Below are 17020 nucleotides of genomic sequence, written 5' to 3'. Positions count from 1 at the left end.
CAACTTGAGTTACGATGAAAAAGCTTTGATTCTGCCCAAATCCTGAGTAGCCAAAAACTGTTCGAATGAATCTGCTAGTTTTTCTGTTTCAGCCAAAACCGTTTTCCAATACTTGATGCGAGTGGCTGCATCCATAGTTTCAAAGTCTTTTCTGTCAGGTATTTTTCCGTAGGGCAGTAAAGCAACAAATTCTGTCGATGGCACTAGCATAACGACATTATCGTAGTGTTCACTCATTACTTTACGACTCAGGTTTTTATCAAACCAACCCGCTTTAGGTTGATGATTGAAATGAGGGTAGAGTACCAACTTGTCATTATGATTTATCTCAAAATCAAAGTGGTAATCCACAATGCCGCCATCCCAATACTTTCCTTGTGGAGCACTAGGAATGTTGTTGATTCCTTCCATTACAAGAGGGATAGAACCAGAAGCCAATAAAGCCTGTTTTAAGTTTTCAGTGGTTAATTGCACATGCTGCGTATTAAAGTCATAGGGGTCATTGATTTCAAGTTGACTTTGAGGGTGATGGAATACAAAACGATCAAACTGGCTTTTAAGTAACTTTCTATCTATGCGATTGAGCATGTAGCTTTTTAACAAAGATGCAAGCTGTAACCCTTTTGAGTCTGATTGCATTAAGCCATTAGCTTTATTTACTAAAAAATGAGCCTTGAAAATAGGATTGTTAATGATCTCCTCAATGCCATTTTCACCTAGCATATAATCAAGTAACTCGATTGCTTTAGCTGACACTTCAGAAGCATCAACTTTACTCGAATAAACCGTTTCTGAATAAGATTCTGCCAGTCGCGTAATAGCGGCGACGGGATCATTCTGAGTGAAGCAAGCACTGCGAAATGCTCCTGCTGAGGAGCCGATCAAGTATAGCTCTTCAGTTCTGCCTTTAAAAAATTCACCGAATATGTATTTATCTAAGCCAAATAGGCTAAACCACTTAGGGCCGCCACTCGCGCCCAAAAAAGCACTAAATAGATCTTGATTAAAGCCATGTTGCTCAATGGCTTTTGATGCTGTCTTACCTGCAATAATATCTAACAAAGCTGTTCTCATTCGGTGTTTAAAGTGCACATGATAATGAACTATATCTTGTATTCCAAGCCGACCAGAATCTTAAAACAATACTTGATGTAGACGGCTAGGTGGCTATAATGATTTGGTTACACACAACCGATGATTTAATGGCAACTTGCGGTCGGTATATAAATCCAGCTAAAGCGTTATTTCATATTAATCCTCGCTGTTGCCTTGGTATCAAACTAAGGAAACTACCATGTCTCGATTCAATTCAAATGACAAAATCTGTTTACATTGCCGCTTCTACTCTCATCTTCTTGGTGTTGGTTTAGGGCTTCGTTGCACTCATCCTGCAACTTGGAGAAAGCCCCAAATGCCACCTTTGATCCCTGCTCGAACTCATAGTTGTGAGCGTTTTATCTATCGAGAAAAACAAATAAAGATAACTCAAGTTGAGTGATGAATCGCTGGCTTGATGTTTAAAAGGCACGTATATTGGTGCCTTTTATTATTAACTAGTACAGTTTTTTGCGGTAAAAGGGAATTAAGCGTGATTATAGAAGTAAATTCGACCCCCTCAAAAGAAGATTTAAAAACCATTAGCCAAGGTATTCAGTCTTTCAACCAACAACATATGTCTGATGACGTCGTGTTTGAACCTGATACTAAATTCGCTGTATTTGCGAGAGACGAAGAGGGTAATGTGCAAGGTGGTATCAGGGCAGTCGCATTCTGGGATTATTGCCTTATCGAACTGTTATGGCTTTCTGAAGCAACCAGAGGTCAAAGGGTTGGAAGCCGTTTAATGGAAGCCGCTGAAAACTTTGCCCGTGAAAAAGGCTTTACTCATATGCGCACAGAAACTTTGAGTTTTCAGGCACGCCCGTTTTATGAAAAATGTGGTTATCGTGTGTATGGGGAATTAGCAGATTACCCCAAGGGACACACTACTTACTGTTTGGTTAAAGACCTTTGATATGAGTATTGATAAGTAACTGTTTACCATACTATTACTCTATTTCTACTTATATAATTCATAAACTTATAAAATCATGTAATCAATAAGGAATAACAACAATGAAAAAATACATGATAGGTGCCGCAATAGTAGTGGCAGCATTTTCAACCTACACCCATGCAGGTTCTGCAATTCAGCCAACAGGTAAACCTGTCATTAAGCCTGCTCCATTAGTGAGTACTGCAACTCATGATGCTTTTTTTAATGAACTAAGGGCGCATTGTGGTAAGGCTTATGAAGGTAAGGTGACTGTAGATAACCAAGACAATGGTTCTTTTAGTGGCAAAAAGTTGATTATGCATGTGAGAAAGTGCAGTGATACTGAACTGCAAATTCCGTTTCATGTTGGCAATGATGCATCTCGAACTTGGATCATTACCAAAACGGGTTCAGGTTTGAGTCTTAAGCACGATCACAGAATGGCAAACGGTGAGTATGATGCTTCAACTATGTACGGTGGTCATACGATCGATGCTGGTTGGGGAAATGTTCAATCATTTCCAGCAGATCAATACTCAAAAGAGTTGTTTGTTAAGCACGGTATTCCTCAATCTAATAATAATATTTGGCAGATTTTCATCTATCCTGAAAAATACACTTATCGACTCATTCGACAAGGGCGTGAATTTAAAGTGGACTTTGACCTTACCAAGCCAATAACACCGCCAGCTGCGCCTTGGGGTTACAAAGACTAAAAAGCTTATGCAAGAATACGACATCATTGGAGATATCCACGGGCACGCGACTAAATTAGTTAATCTATTAACTAAAATGGGTTATGCCATGGTTGATGGTGCCTTTCAACATCCGATTCGTAAAGCCATATTTGTCGGTGACTATATCGACAGAGGCCCTGAAAATGCTGCAACGATTGAAATAGTCAAAGCTATGGTAGAACAGGGGAGTGCATTGGCAATTATGGGAAACCATGAATTCAACGCTATATGCTACGCCACTGCAAATCCTGATAAAAGCGGTGAATATCTTCGTAAACATAATGCGAAACATACCCTGCAACATCAAACATTTTTGAATGAGTTTCCACTGGGCAGTGAGCAACACAAAGAAGCATTAGATTGGTTTAAAACTCTCCCTGTATTTTTAGATCTTGGTGATATTCGTATCGCTCATGCTTGTTGGTTTCCCCCAAGCATTAATCATCTAAACAAACGGCTAAACGCTGACGGCACAATACCCGAAGCCATGTATGTTACGGCATCTGATACGGAACACCCCGATAATCACGCAATTGAAAATGTGATGAAAGCGGTGGAACAGGATTTACCAGATGGTGTTTACTTTAGAGATAAAGATGGCAATCCAAGACATCAAATTCGAATAAAGTGGTGGGGAGGTGTTGCTCCAACTTATAAAAATTTGGCTCTAACTGTACCTGAGGAGTACATGCACTTGTTGCCAGACTCTGAAATCCCTAACTCATTTATTTATCAAGATGATGTGCCAATCTTTTTTGGCCATTACTGGTTACAAGGTAAGCCTAAAATTCAATCTCCAAAGGCGGTTTGTGTTGATTACAGTGTAGCAAAAGGTGGGGATTTAGTGGCTTACCGCTGGAGTGGTGAAAAAAAATTAACGGATGATAATTTTGTGGAGAGTGGATAACTCCTTGGTGTTGAATTAAAGTTCCTCCAGTCGCATCAGTGTAGGAACCTTTCTAAACATCATGAATCACATTTTGGAATAATATTAGAGGACTTCTTTTTATCACTTTTAAAATCAGTAGGATCAAGTCCTTCCATAAACGTAAAAAATTTTTCGTTTGATTCAAGTTTTACAAACAAATCTATTTCCATATCGTCTGCATTGAATGCTTTGTTCATACAAACAGATTGTATTTTAATAGAAAACGAGCCTGCACCATCCTCATGGCTTTCTCTGTACTTTTTGATTATTTGTTGAGCTCGGTACATTGTCTCAGCGTCATTTTCATCAAGCTGTAAAAATGTAATTTTTCGATTATCTTCAACTTCGTCTTTCAATTCAGTAGGAGTAGGGTATGCGTTATTAACCTCAACCATAAACTTGTTGTCTAGGTTTAAACCATTAGCAGGTGCCTTGAAGCTAAAGTCCATGACTATATCCCCGTTTTTCACAGATAACCCGTGAGGTGAGCCAACAGCTATGATCAATTGCCGGGGGTCGATATCCAAAGGTTTCATGGACATCATTTTATACATAGTGGTTAGTGGTATATTTGTGCAGGCTGTAGAGAAAATGGTGGTTAAAATTATTAAACCCAAAAAAACTCTTTTCATTGAATCTCCTTATTATTGTAAGTCCTAAAGTTCAGAGAATATGAGCATTTTTTTTGGGTTTAGTTCAAAGTGTTGAAAAAGCAATTCAGTTAGTAATCCCGAATTTAATAAGTGTCGTCACTGCCTTTCATATCAACCAGTGTGCCTTTGGCCAAAGAAACCATTAATGCAGACAAACGCTCATGCATTATAACGGTATGTCTATTATTGGTTTCTGACATATATTGCCTTAATTGATTTCTAACCTCACAAACACCAGTTACATCAATAATAATATCAATTGCTTCGCCAAGCTTTAGAATATCGTTCATATTGGTTGTAGTTGGAATACCGTGCTCTTCCGCTAGTTTGATTCCTGGAGTGTCTGTTTTTAAGTCGGCAACAGCAACAATATGGACAAATTCAGCTGCAACGAGTTGTTGTAATAGTTCCGTCGCTGCTTGTCCAGCACCAATGATCCCGATAGAAAACCCTTTCATTTAAATATCCACGTTAGAGTACAAAATACGGAAAAGGAGTGTAATCAAATAAAAAAATCACGTTTTGATCTGGCTCAAGTATTATTATTAGATTTTCAATTCGATATTTAAGCAGTATTTGTCAAAACTCATCGAGTACATCAATAGCAATTCTGGTTCTTGGACTTATCAAGTTAAAAATATTCAACTTTTTCTAGGTACGCTTTGGTGATGAACTCAATCAGCATTTTAACTTTTGGGGCTTGATGTTTGGTAAAGGGATAAACGGCATAGACCCCCAGTGAACGTGCTTTATAATCAGTAAGTAATTCAACAAGATCACCGTTTTGCAAATCCTCATACACACAACATTTGGGAACATAGACAATGCCGTGTCCTGCAATTGCAGCCTTTTTAAGAGCTTGAGCATTATTGGCTGTAAAGTTGCCTTTAATATTAATGCACACTTCTTGGTTGTTTTTGGTAAAACGCCACTCACGAGCCCCTTTTGCTTGGTAGGTATAAGCCAAACAATTGTGTTTAACTAAATCTTGAGGAATTTGGGGAGTACCATGTTTTTGTTGGTAACTTGGAGCGCAGCACACAACCCAGTTTGATTGAATAATGGGTTTCGCTATCAGGCTGGAGTCTGTTAAAACGCCTGTACGTATGGCTAAGTCTTGTCCCTCTTGAATAAGGTCAACAAACTCATTTTCTAATCGCATATCAACGTTAAGGTTAGGGTGCTGCTGACAAAATTCCATTACAGTTTCTGCAAGTAATAACTCTCCTGAAATTGTTGGGACCGTCATTTTAATGGTACCGGTTAATTCTCCGCTAAAATCACTAACGGCACTAACTGCATCATTAACTTGCTTATCTATACCTTTCGCATGTTGATATAAGATTTCACCAGCTTCAGTTAAACGTAATGTTCGAGTGGTCCGGTAAAGTAACTGAACTTCTAAACTCTGTTCCAACTTTGCGATTCTTTTACTGAACGCTGCAGGAGAAATACCTGCAAGTTCAGAGGCTTTTTTAAACGATTTCGCATTGACGAGTAATGCAAACAGTGCCAATTCATTAGCATTTGCCATTCTATTATGTGCTTTTTGGAAATAATAAATTAATTGCATCACTATATATTAATAATGATTATGCGTATAGATTGACACGATTCGTGAGCAAGATCTCAAGACGTTAAAAACTTTGAGGTTGGCCTAAGAGATTAAGGTATTGTTATGAGCCAATTAAATAGTCAACACCTCCGCCATTATCCACAAAAGCCAAAACAGGTATATTTGTATGGAACCTGCCTTGTCGATACTCTCTTTCCTGATACTGGCATGGATGCGATTGAGTTTCTTGAGCACCAAGGCATTGAAGTTATCTTCCCTCAAGGACAGACTTGCTGTGGTCAACCAGCTTATAACTCTGGTTATCAAGATGAAGCAAAAGCGGTTGCACTTCAGCAGATAAAGCAATTTCCTTTGGATATTCCGATTGTTGTTATTTCTGGTTCGTGTGGCGGCATGATGCGCCACCATTATTTGGAGCTTTTGGGTGACGTTCCCGAAATCAAAGACTTTTGCGATCGCATTTTTGAATTTACGGAATTTCTTGTTCATTCACTGCATATCAGATTAGAAGATAAAGGTTCGCCAGAGCGTGTTGCGTTACATACATCTTGTGCAGCACGACGTGAAATGGGCGTACATATCACAGGTAATCAATTACTTGACCAACTAGATAATGTTGAAGTAATAAAACATGATTACGAGAGTGAATGTTGTGGATTTGGTGGTACGTTTGCTGTAAAGCATGTCGATATTTCAGCTGCAATGGTTGGAGATAAAACTAAGAATTTGCTTAATGCTGATGTTGTGCGCTATGTCAGTGCTGATCACGGTTGTATGATGAATATTAATGGCTCATTAGAGCATCAAAAGCAATCTCTCCGTGGTGAGCATATTGCAAGTTATTTACTGTCACGAACCAAGGCTCAAAGAGGTTCATAATGTTGAATATTCATGAGCAAGAAAGTAAGTACGCCGATTCAGCTCGAAAGTTTAGGCAAAACGTAGATCGAGATTTAGCGAATCCAGAGTTACGTAGTAATTTTCGTGGTGCTATGGATTATCTAATGGATAAGCGTAAGAGTGCTTTTCCAGAGCAAGATGAATTAGAAACTCTCAGACGACAAGCTCAACTTATCAAGCAACGTTGCTTACTCAAGTTGCCGCATTTGTTGGAGGAGTTGGAGCAAAATCTTACCAACAATGGTATTCACGTTCATTGGGCTGAAACACCAGCTCAAGCCAATGAAATCATTGCTCAGTTGATTGCCAGTAAAAAAGGTAAATCTGTTGTTAAAGGTAAGTCTATGGTGTCGGAAGAGACCGCTTTAAATGATTACCTCGAACAAAGAGACATTGAATGTCTTGAATCAGATATGGGAGAGTTCATTGTTCAATTAGCAAAAGAGCATCCTTCCCACATTATCATGCCTGCTATTCATCAAAACAAAAAGCAGGTAGCCGATCTATTTTCTGACAACATTGATGAATTCAAGCATACCACCGACGTTGACGCCTTAATTCAACAAGGGCGAAAAACCTTGCGTGAAAAGTTTTGCAATGCCGATGTCGGTATTTCAGGCGTGAACTTTGCGGTTGCAGAAACAGGCACACTTTGCCTTGTTGAAAATGAAGGTAATGGGCGCATGTGTACGACGGTGCCTGATTTGCACATTGCCATTACAGGAATTGAAAAAGTCGTTGAGCAAATGGCTGATGTACCTCCCTTGCTAAGCCTGCTGACCCGAAGTGCAACGGGACAAATCATTTCGACCTACTTCAATATGATTTCATCACCTCGTAAAAAAGGCGAGAAAGATGGGCCAGAAGAAGTACATCTTGTTCTGTTGGATAATGGTCGAAGCCAAGCTTTTGCTGATGATGAATTAAGACAAACCCTGCAATGCATTCGTTGCGGTGCATGTATGAACCATTGTCCTGTATACACCCGCATAGGTGGTCACGCTTATGGCACTGTTTATCCGGGGCCGATCGGAAAAATTGTTTCACCTCACATGCTCGGGTTGGAAGCCACCAGTAATTTACCAACGGCTTCAAGTTTATGCGGTGCTTGTGGCGAAGTGTGTCCTGTTAAAATTCCTATTCCTAAGTTACTGCTTAGACTCCGGAAGGAGAATGTCAAACCTAAATCACAGCAACCCGTGATTATGAAAGGTCAAGGCAGCGGTAGAACAACCATTGAAGCCAATATTTGGAAAGCATGGTCACTGGTTCACAAAGTACCGACATTATATCGATTCTCAATGTTTATGATAACGCGCTTTCGGTTCCTGATCCCCAACAAACTTGGTGGATGGACAAGTGTGAGAACGGCACCTAAACCAGCCGCGAAAACGTTACACGAAAGGTTAAGAGAAAGAGGGTAAGGGCATGGATACTAACACTGAATTACAACAACTTAGCAGTCAGTCAAAATCGAGCATTTTGGCAAAGTTAAAAGCACAAGTATCTGGAGCCGATTACAGTAAGTTACCCGTTGAAAAAACTTATGAATACCCAGAACTCAGCCATCAGCAACAATTGGAATTATTTACCAACAATCTAACTGCAAACCATGCTCAAGTCATAAATACCTCAAAAGAGAATATTGAGAAAATCGTTGTTGAGGAACTAAGTAAAAGAAACCTAAATCAACTTCTTATCGGCACCAATTCTGAATACAAAGACGGATTAAGTGCGCAAATAGAGGTGCAAGAGTACGATTTTAACATAGAGAAGCATAAGCCTTATTTATTCAATGAGGTTCCTGCATCATTAACGACATCACTGTGTTCAATAGCCCAAACAGGCACTATTGTACTTTGGCCAGATGAAAATGAGCCTCGCACTTTGTCTCTGGTGCCGCCAGTCCATTTTGTGGTTGTTGATGCTAAAAAGTTGTATTCCAGTTTTTCAGATGCCTTGATTAAACAAAAGTGGCAGCAAAACATGCCAACCAATATTGTGTTTATTTCGGGGCCATCAAAAACCGCAGATATTCAACAAACCTTAGCTTACGGCGCTCACGGCCCTAAAGAACTGATTGTCTTGTTAATAAACACCTGACCAATTTTTTCTTGTTTCTTTGTCTTACATCATGGGATTTGGATCACATTTTTGATTCAATCCCATTTTTAATTGCAGGAGGCAAGGTTATTAGATAATCGGAGTTGTACATGAACATAAATATCAAGCTGCAATTAGTCACCATCTTGCCGCTTATCGCAGCCCTGAGCGCGGTACTGATTGTCACTCAAGTCGAATACCAATCTCTTTCTGAGCAAACCACTAATGAATACCAGCGCAGTGTGATTAATCATCGTAAAGAAGAACTAAAAAATTATATTTCGCTTGCAGAAGGTGCAATTGCTCATATTTATCGAGACAAAAGCCTATCAAAAGAGCAAGCACAGAAAGCCGTTAAACAGATTTTAAATGATATGCGATTTGGTGAAGATGGATACTATTTTGCCTATAAACTTGATGGCACTAACCTTGTGCTTCCAAACCAACCGTGGCGTGTCGGCAAAAATTGGATGGATATGGAAGATCAAAATGGTGTCAAAATCATCAAGGGTTTGATAGAGCAAGCTAAACAAGGTGGTGGTTACATACAATATGTATTCAATCAACCCTCGAAAGGTGGCGAAGTCAGTAAAAAATTAGCTTATTCAACCTTTCTTGATGAATGGCAGTGGGTATTAGGCACAGGTGTCTACCTTGATGATATTGATCAAGAAGTAACGACCCTTAATACCAATATCAGTAAGCATATTGAAAGTACATCAATTTTCACGCTTGTCATCGGACTGATTTCAATTATTACCATCTTCATCACAGGCCTGTTTATTCGCTTTAGTGAGCGTAAATTGGCGAACAAAAAGCTTAGGCAGCTCAATGAGCGTATATTCCAAACTCAAGAAGAAGAGTGCAAACGGGTGTCGCGTGAGTTGCATGACGGTATTAGCCAAACCATCGCTGCAGCTAAATTTTCCTTAGAAACAGCATTATTAAAGCAGCAAAAACGAATGTCGGCAGAACAAGAATTAGAGCGTTCGATGGAGCTAATCAGCCAAATCATGGGAGATATTCGTAGTATCTCTCATCAGCTACATCCCGGTGTACTTGAAGATTATGGTCTGGGTGCAGCATTAGAAGAACTTGCTCGTGACTTTTCTAACCGTACGGGAATAGAAGTGAATGTGACTCGTTTATCGATCCGAAATATTCTTTCACCGAATGTAAAAACAACGCTTTACCGTATCGCACAAGAAGCATTAACCAATGTGGAAAAGCATGCCAACGCATCAAAAGTCACCCTGACATTAAAATTAACACCGGGCTGGCTAACGCTAACGATTGCCGACAATGGCAAAGGCTTTAACCATGCATGCTATGAAAATAGCGATAAAAACGAAAAACGCAGTGAGGGTATTGGCCTTAGAAATATGAAAGAGCGTTTGAGTTTTTATTACGGTGAGCTTCAAGTCAAATCAAAAGAAACTGGAACCAAGGTGATTGCAAAAATCCCACAAGATCAATTGAGATACGTGGCAAACAATGCAAGTGAAACACCATCAATAGGTGAGAACAATGTATAAAATTTTATTAGCTGATGATCATCCGCTCTTCCGTGAGGGATTACGAGCAAGGTTAAGTCTTGAAGAAGATTTAGAGATCAGCGCTGAAGCCGAGAATGGTAAGCAAGCATGGGAGCTATTAAATAAGGATGACTTTGATTTGGTGCTAATGGACATCAATATGCCAGAAATGGATGGCATGTATGTATTAGAGCTCATCAAAGAACAGAGTTTAGATTGCAAAGTGCTGATGCTAAGCATGCATGATGACAAAGAATATATTCTTGGTGCAATGCGTCACGGCGCAAACGGCTACATACTCAAAGATGTTCCCGGCAGTGAATTGATTGCAGCCATTAAGAAAGTGGTTTCAGGGAAATCTTACTTTAGCTCTGAAGTTACGGAGATTTTGTCCAATGAACTTTCGGGTGAACAAAAAGCTATTTTGACTCGTCGTGAACAACTGGTTTTGCGATTGATTTCTCAAGGGCTCAGTAATAAGCGCATTGCTCAAGAGTTGAATGTCAGTGTTAGAACAGTCGAAACCCATAAACGAAATATCAAACAAAAATTGGATATTGAAACGACCATTGGCTTGGTGAGATATGCGATTGATTATGGGCTTGATAAATAATGCTCAATAAAATCTGATGGTTACTCAGTATTGATTAAGGATGACTATAAGACAATTACGAATATTGTTCTATTTAGGAAGTCATTGATATGGCAACATCAGCCGCAAGTAATACTTTGGTACATGAAAGTTTATTAGCTTTATTAGTAAATATGAGTGGAAATAAGGTTTCTGGCATAGCTAATGTTTTAGAACCAAAAAATGGTAAAGCTTTATTAGTATTTGAATTGAATCCCGACTCTCATTTAACAGGCTTTCATGTTAGTGGGTCAGCTACTATTCAAAATGGTACAAACATTGATGGGCTACTATCCAAATTTCCAGCGATAAAAGGGCAAGATGAGCATAGAGAAATACCGCAATTATTGACTAGTTTAAAAGAATTATATCCAAAGTGGTGTAGTTTCTTTGTAATACTAACTTCAGATTTTTCGGGATTACAAACAATTAAGAAAAATAATATGGGTCAACAAGAAGACTGCTTTATAGCAGCATTGAACCTATGGTTAAATTTACCTAAAACAAAAAATATGAGTGACTTGGATAAACAGAATGCAATTAGAGGTGCTGCTCGTGAACAAGGTCACCACCATATTGCAAATAACTTTATTTGGCCTCAAGTTCCTTGTGATTAAAAGGCGACCTCAATTGAAGTTTTTGGTTTTGTTACGCCTAAACATTCCAAGCTCTATATCAATCTTAATCTTGCTCTGTAAGTTATCAGCACATACAGAGTAAAGATTACAACTTCAATCTACCTTCTAAATTCAATGTTAAACCTTCTTATCGAAAACATGAATCCTCATTCATGTTTCTGAACTTACATTCCTTGCAGAATCATAAAGTAAATAACTTAATTTATTGAGCACAAATATTATGGCAGCATCAGTAGCATCGACTGACCTGAGTTCATCTATAGTTCAAGGCACTGAAAGAGACGCATTATCGAAGCAAAAAATATTGGATGAAGACGGATATATTCAAGTTGCTATTGCCGTAAATCAAAACATATTCGAAGCTTATTGCGAGAAAAGAAAAGGTTCAATGCTGACAACTCAACTGGAACAATTCAAAAGTACCATTAGGGAATATAGCCTATTGGCTATCGATGGCGATACCTCTGCAGTCCAAAGTATCGCTATGCTGAATTGGCTCATCAGTCAACTTGTATCAGAACATGTCGATGATAACGTCAAACAATTGGTTTTGACTCGATTAAATACTGGATTTCACTCAAACCCAAACAACCCAAAGGGACTTGAGCAAGGCGTTGTTGTTTTAATGTACCACTTATTGGAACCAAAAGAGTTGGTTGAAGTGTTTTATCAGCAACAACTGACAATTATCGCAAAAGTTTTTATTGGTGAAACAAAAAGCCATTTAAGCGTCGAGCAGCTTACGTTATGGCTACAGCAAAATCTTGCTACCGAGCTTTGTTTCTTAGATAAGCTTTCAGAAGCTCCTGCAATAAATCGGTCTGTTTCACTATCTCCAGGTGATGCAGTACTATTAAAAAATATCGCGAAACTTATCTTCTCAGTTTCAACACAAACCATCATGCTCGAACAATTACAGCAACAAAATGCTGAAAAACTGAAGTGGAGAGAAGGAATGACTATCCAGTTTTCAGAGCCGACGCAATCTTGTGAATATGGGCAAGAAATTGCAGATGCTAGACATTTCTCAGCACCTAAGAGTAAAGGTTCTTTCATATTGTTGTCGTTTGTTAAAGATGAGCTGTTAGGAAGTCATCAGACTGCAGCTCCCATTTGTGGCTGTGTTAGTTGGGAAGTCGTTTGTCTAAATAATTTAATCTATTTACAACGTAATGGTGAGGCCTTAGATTTTTTCGGGCCTCAATTTATATCTAAAATTGCATGGACAAGCCTTAAACAAAAGGCGCAAGTAGATATTGCAAACCAAATGATTTGCAATACAGAAAATCCAAAGCAAGCTGAACAAACCTATCGCCTGCTAGTAGAAAACCAAGAGATAGCTGAAGAAGTTAAAAGAGCGATAAAAGTTACATTAATTCAAAAGCTGTGTTGGTGGCAAAAACTGCCTAAATTTAATGCAGAAATAAATGACATTTTAACATCACCTGATTGCTCTCAATCATTTATTGAAGCCGCCTTACTGAGTGAACTCGAACCACAAGTTTGCGCTCAATTAATTTCTGCCTCTATAACTAAAGGCACACCGTATTCGAATCATCCTGTGTTACAAAATGCAGCTGTTCTTCATCAACTCGAACAGGACATATTAGGGGAATTATTAACCGAAAAAGCAAAACAAAATTTGGTTGTAACCTCTATAGACACCAGCAACACTGTACTGCTAGAAAGACTCCTATCAATCACCAATGCACAGTTTCTCACTAAAGAAAATAATACACCTTTGCATCTTGCTGTGATGAAAGGTGACATAGACTGTGTCACAATTTTAATAAAAAGAGATGTATCAATACGTAGTAGTAATAATAAAGGTTTTATGCCCTTACATTTAGCCATTATTGATGCCCATGAAGACATTGCTGTGAAATTGATCAATTTCAACACCAAATCAGTGTCTTATGTTACCGTTGATGGTAAGGGCCTGTTACCAATGCATTTGGCTGTGATCTACGGCAGAATTCAAACATTAACTCATTTACTCCAATGTGGTGCGATCGAAAATACAAATGCAGTCACCAAGTCTGGCGAAGACATGGTTCACCTAGCCATCACTCACGAAAAATTGGACGCGCTCTCAGTGTTAATTGAGCATGGTGTTTCACTTGAAAACGTCGCTGAATCTTACTCACCGCAATATAGTTTTAGGGTGCAACGAACACCTATTCAACGAGCTGTGGAAAATGGCAAAGATGAGTGTTTCAAGCGGTTATGGACAGGCGGAGCAGTTAGACACTTTAAGAACTATTGCTTATCTGATTTGGCATTAGGAGGTTTAGTTAAGAAAGGTTCAGGCATGAAAGGAAAGGGTGCAGATATTATCAATACATTACTGGATAGTGAATTTATGACCGAATCTCAGGTGCTAGCAGCTGCTCTTAAAAGCAAAAATTCTGAAGTTGCAGAGATTATTCTTGAAAGAGTGGCTGATAAGGCAAGTTTAGCAACCACTATTGTTGAACAATCATCATTAATGGCACTTTCGATACATCATGGAATGCTGGAGTGTTCCAAGTCCATGGCAGAGGCTTCACCTGACGGTATCAACATGACTTACGATGAGGGAGGTATAGGGGGGAAAGCCTCTCCACTGTTCATTGCAGCATATTATGGAAATTATTCATTCATAAGCTGGATACTAAAAATGGGGGCTAGGAAATCAGACCGTTTTACTTATTCGGGAAACGATTCGAGGCTTACTTCAGGCAAAAGTTATACGGCACTAGGTTTAGCTGAGTCTCTGGGATTACAAAAAACTCAAGAAGCCTTAAAAGGTGAGTAACTTCATCCCACCCCTGTATGATGCTGAAACCACGATTGGCTTGGTTAGTAAAAACAAAACGATATTGATTTCTTTATACAGATTAAGTACGAAGCCAGCAAACGAGTGAGAATTAAATATAACTTATAAAAAAATGAGATTAATCAATTGATTAATCTCGTTTTATTATGCACTTCCACATCTAGAAATAATTGAAGTTTATGAGGGGCGATATATGGCAAGCATAATAAGTCAAACAGATATCTCAAATTTGATTGATTTTTGCTCCAAACAGCAAGAAGGCTTTATTACAGAAAATCTTACTGACGGCTCAAAATATTATCATATAAAAGGAACTGAAGTGGCAAGGTTTGTTGCACGTGGCTCTATTTATCATATCGGTAATAATGATCTATCGACTTCTTTGCTTGATCAATCAAGACAATTTCACAAACCAAGAAGTAAGCTATAACTCCCTCTTTGCGCTAAGGGCTAGTAATGTACTAGCCCTCAACCTCACTAAAAGTTAATTCCCATACACCACTGATGGCAACCACAATGCGACTTCAGGGAATAGAATTAATACCCCAAGACCTAACAGTTGCAGCAGAATAAATGGAATGACACCCTTATAGATATCCGTCAGTTTAATTTCTGGTGGACATACGCCTTTCAAGTAGAATAGGGCAAAACCTACTGGAGGTGTTAAGAATGACGTTTGCAGCGTTACCGCAATCAGCATAACAAACCAGACTAGGACAGGTTGATCCAATCCAGCGCCTTGAGCGATATTGAAGTCCAACTCTCCAATGACTGGAGCAAGCAGTGGCAATACAATCAAGGTGATTTCAATCCAATCCAACAAGAAACCTAGCAGGAATACGATCCCCAGAATAACCAACAGCACACCGTAAGGACCAAAAGGTAATCCTGTTAAAAAGCTCGTAATTAGCTCATCACCACCAAGCTCTCTAAGTACAAGCGAGAAAATGGTCGCGCCAATAAAAATCGCAAAAATATAAGCTGTCGTTTTAAATGAAGACATGAGGACTTCATGAAAAACTTTCAGGTTCAGCTTTTTATTCACCGCCGCCAATATGGTTGCACCTAATGCACCAACACCACTGGCTTCTGTTGGTGTTGCAATGCCCGCAAAAATTGAGCCTAACACCGCAACAATTAACACAATTGGTGGAAAGATGGCATTAAAGACTTCTTTAAGTACATGCCAATCAAAGGGCTTTCTATCCTCAGGAGCTGGCGCAACATCCGGCTTAAAGAACGACAAGCCAAGAATGTAAACCAAATAAACCGCACCCAGCATTAAGCCTGGGAAGACCGCCGCAGTGAACAAATCCCCGACTGACAAGGCCAGCTGATCGGCCATAATCACCAACATAATGCTTGGTGGGATTAAGATTCCTAAACAGCCAGCACTACAAACAATGCCTGTAGCAAAAGTTTTAGAATAGTTTTGGCGCATCATTGCAGGGATAGACAGCAAGCCAAGCAACACTACTGAAGCTCCGATAATGCCCGTTGATGCCGCAAGGATGATACCGATTAAGGTAACTGTGATACCTAAACCACCACGAACTCGGCCAAACAGTTGCTGCATCGCCATCATCATGCGTTCAGCAACGCCTGATTTATCCAGCATTAATCCCATGAAGATGAACATGGGCAGCGCCACCAGCACCCAGTTTTCCATTAATGAGAATATTCGAGAAACGCTGATCCCAAGTACATTCAAATCAAGGCCAGTAAAGGTATCCATGTAGATATCTGACCAATAACCAATAGCGCCAAATAAAATACCCACACCAGCCAGTACATAAGCAATCGGGATACCGGTAAACAAAAATGCAATGAATGTCAGAAACATTCCGATAACGAGGATTTCATTGAACTCCATGACTATGCCTCCTTCTCTGTAAGGGCAACAACGTTGCGGATCAAACGACTCGTAACCGCTAGCGTTAACATGATGAAACTGGCTGGGATCGCCGCTTTGATTAACCAACGAAAAGGTAAGCCAAGAGGAGAAGAAGAACGTTCAGACAGTGCAAACGAATCTGCAACGTATTCAAAACTATTGAAAAGAATGACAAAGAGGGTTGGAAACACAAAAAACAGCGTTCCAAAGATTTCCCACTTAATGACTGTCTTTGGCTTTAAGCGTGATGCTACTACATCAACACGTACTTGAGAGTTTGTTATCTCAGCATAAGCAAGGCCAAACATGATGCCGATCGCATACAAATGCCATTGGATTTCTTCGAAAACAATTAAGCCATTGTTAAAGCCGTAACGCATGATGACGTTACAAATAATGACAGCTATTAATAAGGCCGAAGACCAACAACATACCGCTGAAACTTTTAATACGACTTGTTCAAAAATATCAGCTAATTTGATGAATCCTGTACGAGCAGCACTGGGAGTATGGGAATTTGAATTAGTCATACATCCTCCTAATTCAATTTTGAGAGTGTACTGCTCTTTAAA

At 39.3% G+C, this 17020-nt stretch carries 18 protein-coding genes; 12 read left to right on the top strand and 6 right to left on the bottom strand.

Annotation, left to right across the window (positions count from 1 at the left end; genetic code table 11):
• Nucleotides 1–9 precede the first annotated feature (9 nt).
• Nucleotides 10–1062: a patatin-like phospholipase family protein gene (locus AC1EU0_RS15280; protein ID WP_480303533.1), complete on the bottom strand. Its 1053-nt coding sequence runs from the start codon at nucleotides 1060–1062 to the stop codon at nucleotides 10–12.
• 232 nt (nucleotides 1063–1294) lie between these two features.
• Between AC1EU0_RS15280 and AC1EU0_RS15275 the strand changes: the two genes are divergently transcribed.
• The 4 genes from AC1EU0_RS15275 (at nucleotide 1295) to AC1EU0_RS15260 (ending at nucleotide 3679) form a co-directional block, all read left to right on the top strand.
• Complete coding sequence (locus AC1EU0_RS15275; RefSeq protein ID WP_480303429.1) at nucleotides 1295–1498, top strand: hypothetical protein; 204 nt, start codon at nucleotides 1295–1297, stop codon at nucleotides 1496–1498.
• 90 nt (nucleotides 1499–1588) lie between these two features.
• On the top strand, nucleotides 1589–2014 hold the full coding sequence (locus tag AC1EU0_RS15270) for a GNAT family N-acetyltransferase (protein ID WP_480303428.1): 426 nt from the start codon (nucleotides 1589–1591) through the stop codon (nucleotides 2012–2014).
• Between the two features lie 101 nt (nucleotides 2015–2115).
• Nucleotides 2116–2751: a hypothetical protein gene (locus AC1EU0_RS15265; protein WP_480303427.1), complete on the top strand. Its 636-nt coding sequence runs from the start codon at nucleotides 2116–2118 to the stop codon at nucleotides 2749–2751.
• Nucleotides 2752–2758: 7 nt separating this feature from the next.
• The gene (locus tag AC1EU0_RS15260) at nucleotides 2759–3679 is read left to right on the top strand and encodes a metallophosphoesterase (protein WP_480303426.1); all 921 of its coding nucleotides are present in this window, start codon (nucleotides 2759–2761) and stop codon (nucleotides 3677–3679) included.
• Nucleotides 3680–3738: 59 nt separating this feature from the next.
• Here the strand turns inward: AC1EU0_RS15260 and AC1EU0_RS15255 are convergent, their stop codons facing one another.
• The 3 genes from AC1EU0_RS15255 to AC1EU0_RS15245 form a co-directional block, all read right to left on the bottom strand.
• A complete protein-coding gene (locus AC1EU0_RS15255) occupies nucleotides 3739–4332 on the bottom strand; it encodes a hypothetical protein (RefSeq protein ID WP_480303425.1) in 594 nt (197 codons plus the stop codon).
• Between the two features lie 104 nt (nucleotides 4333–4436).
• Nucleotides 4437–4811 carry a hypothetical protein gene (locus tag AC1EU0_RS15250; protein ID WP_480303424.1) on the bottom strand — a complete coding sequence of 125 codons (375 nt, stop codon included), beginning with the start codon at nucleotides 4809–4811 and terminating at the stop codon, nucleotides 4437–4439.
• Between the two features lie 173 nt (nucleotides 4812–4984).
• A complete protein-coding gene (locus AC1EU0_RS15245) occupies nucleotides 4985–5887 on the bottom strand; it encodes a LysR family transcriptional regulator (RefSeq protein WP_480303423.1) in 903 nt (300 codons plus the stop codon).
• 144 nt (nucleotides 5888–6031) lie between these two features.
• Between AC1EU0_RS15245 and AC1EU0_RS15240 the strand changes: the two genes are divergently transcribed.
• The 8 genes from AC1EU0_RS15240 (at nucleotide 6032) to AC1EU0_RS15205 (ending at nucleotide 14984) form a co-directional block, all read left to right on the top strand.
• Complete coding sequence (locus AC1EU0_RS15240) at nucleotides 6032–6808, top strand: (Fe-S)-binding protein (RefSeq protein WP_480303422.1); 777 nt, start codon at nucleotides 6032–6034, stop codon at nucleotides 6806–6808.
• The gene (locus AC1EU0_RS15235; RefSeq protein WP_480303421.1) at nucleotides 6808–8253 is read left to right on the top strand and encodes a LutB/LldF family L-lactate oxidation iron-sulfur protein; all 1446 of its coding nucleotides are present in this window, start codon (nucleotides 6808–6810) and stop codon (nucleotides 8251–8253) included. The genes AC1EU0_RS15240 and AC1EU0_RS15235 overlap by 1 nt, the downstream gene beginning before the upstream one ends.
• Nucleotides 8254–8257: 4 nt before the next feature.
• Nucleotides 8258–8932 carry a LutC/YkgG family protein gene (locus AC1EU0_RS15230; protein WP_480303420.1) on the top strand — a complete coding sequence of 225 codons (675 nt, stop codon included), beginning with the start codon at nucleotides 8258–8260 and terminating at the stop codon, nucleotides 8930–8932.
• A 110-nt stretch (nucleotides 8933–9042) separates the two neighbouring features.
• The gene (locus tag AC1EU0_RS15225; protein WP_480303419.1) at nucleotides 9043–10467 is read left to right on the top strand and encodes a cache domain-containing protein; all 1425 of its coding nucleotides are present in this window, start codon (nucleotides 9043–9045) and stop codon (nucleotides 10465–10467) included.
• Nucleotides 10460–11080, top strand: coding sequence for a response regulator (locus tag AC1EU0_RS15220; protein ID WP_480303418.1), 621 nt, complete (start codon nucleotides 10460–10462; stop codon nucleotides 11078–11080). Before AC1EU0_RS15225 ends, AC1EU0_RS15220 begins: the two co-directional genes overlap by 8 nt.
• Before the next feature lie 89 nt (nucleotides 11081–11169).
• Entirely contained in the window at nucleotides 11170–11715 is a 546-nt protein-coding gene (locus tag AC1EU0_RS15215; protein WP_480303417.1) for a hypothetical protein, read from the top strand.
• 241 nt (nucleotides 11716–11956) lie between these two features.
• Entirely contained in the window at nucleotides 11957–14533 is a 2577-nt protein-coding gene (locus AC1EU0_RS15210; RefSeq protein WP_480303416.1) for an ankyrin repeat domain-containing protein, read from the top strand.
• Nucleotides 14534–14747: 214 nt separating this feature from the next.
• Nucleotides 14748–14984, top strand: a complete 237-nt coding sequence (locus AC1EU0_RS15205; RefSeq protein ID WP_480303415.1) for a hypothetical protein — start codon at nucleotides 14748–14750, stop codon at nucleotides 14982–14984.
• 54 nt (nucleotides 14985–15038) lie between these two features.
• On the opposite strand, the gene AC1EU0_RS15200 is transcribed toward AC1EU0_RS15205, so the two are convergent.
• The gene (locus AC1EU0_RS15200) at nucleotides 15039–16427 is read right to left on the bottom strand and encodes a TRAP transporter large permease (protein WP_480303414.1); all 1389 of its coding nucleotides are present in this window, start codon (nucleotides 16425–16427) and stop codon (nucleotides 15039–15041) included.
• Nucleotides 16428–16429: 2 nt separating this feature from the next.
• Entirely contained in the window at nucleotides 16430–16978 is a 549-nt protein-coding gene (locus tag AC1EU0_RS15195; RefSeq protein WP_480303413.1) for a TRAP transporter small permease subunit, read from the bottom strand.
• Nucleotides 16979–17020 lie beyond the last annotated feature (42 nt).

Source organism: Parashewanella sp. 2210YD4-3 (genome assembly GCF_056591735.1).
Note: the sequence above shows the minus strand (reverse complement) of the source record. Positions and strands in the feature narration are given on the sequence as shown.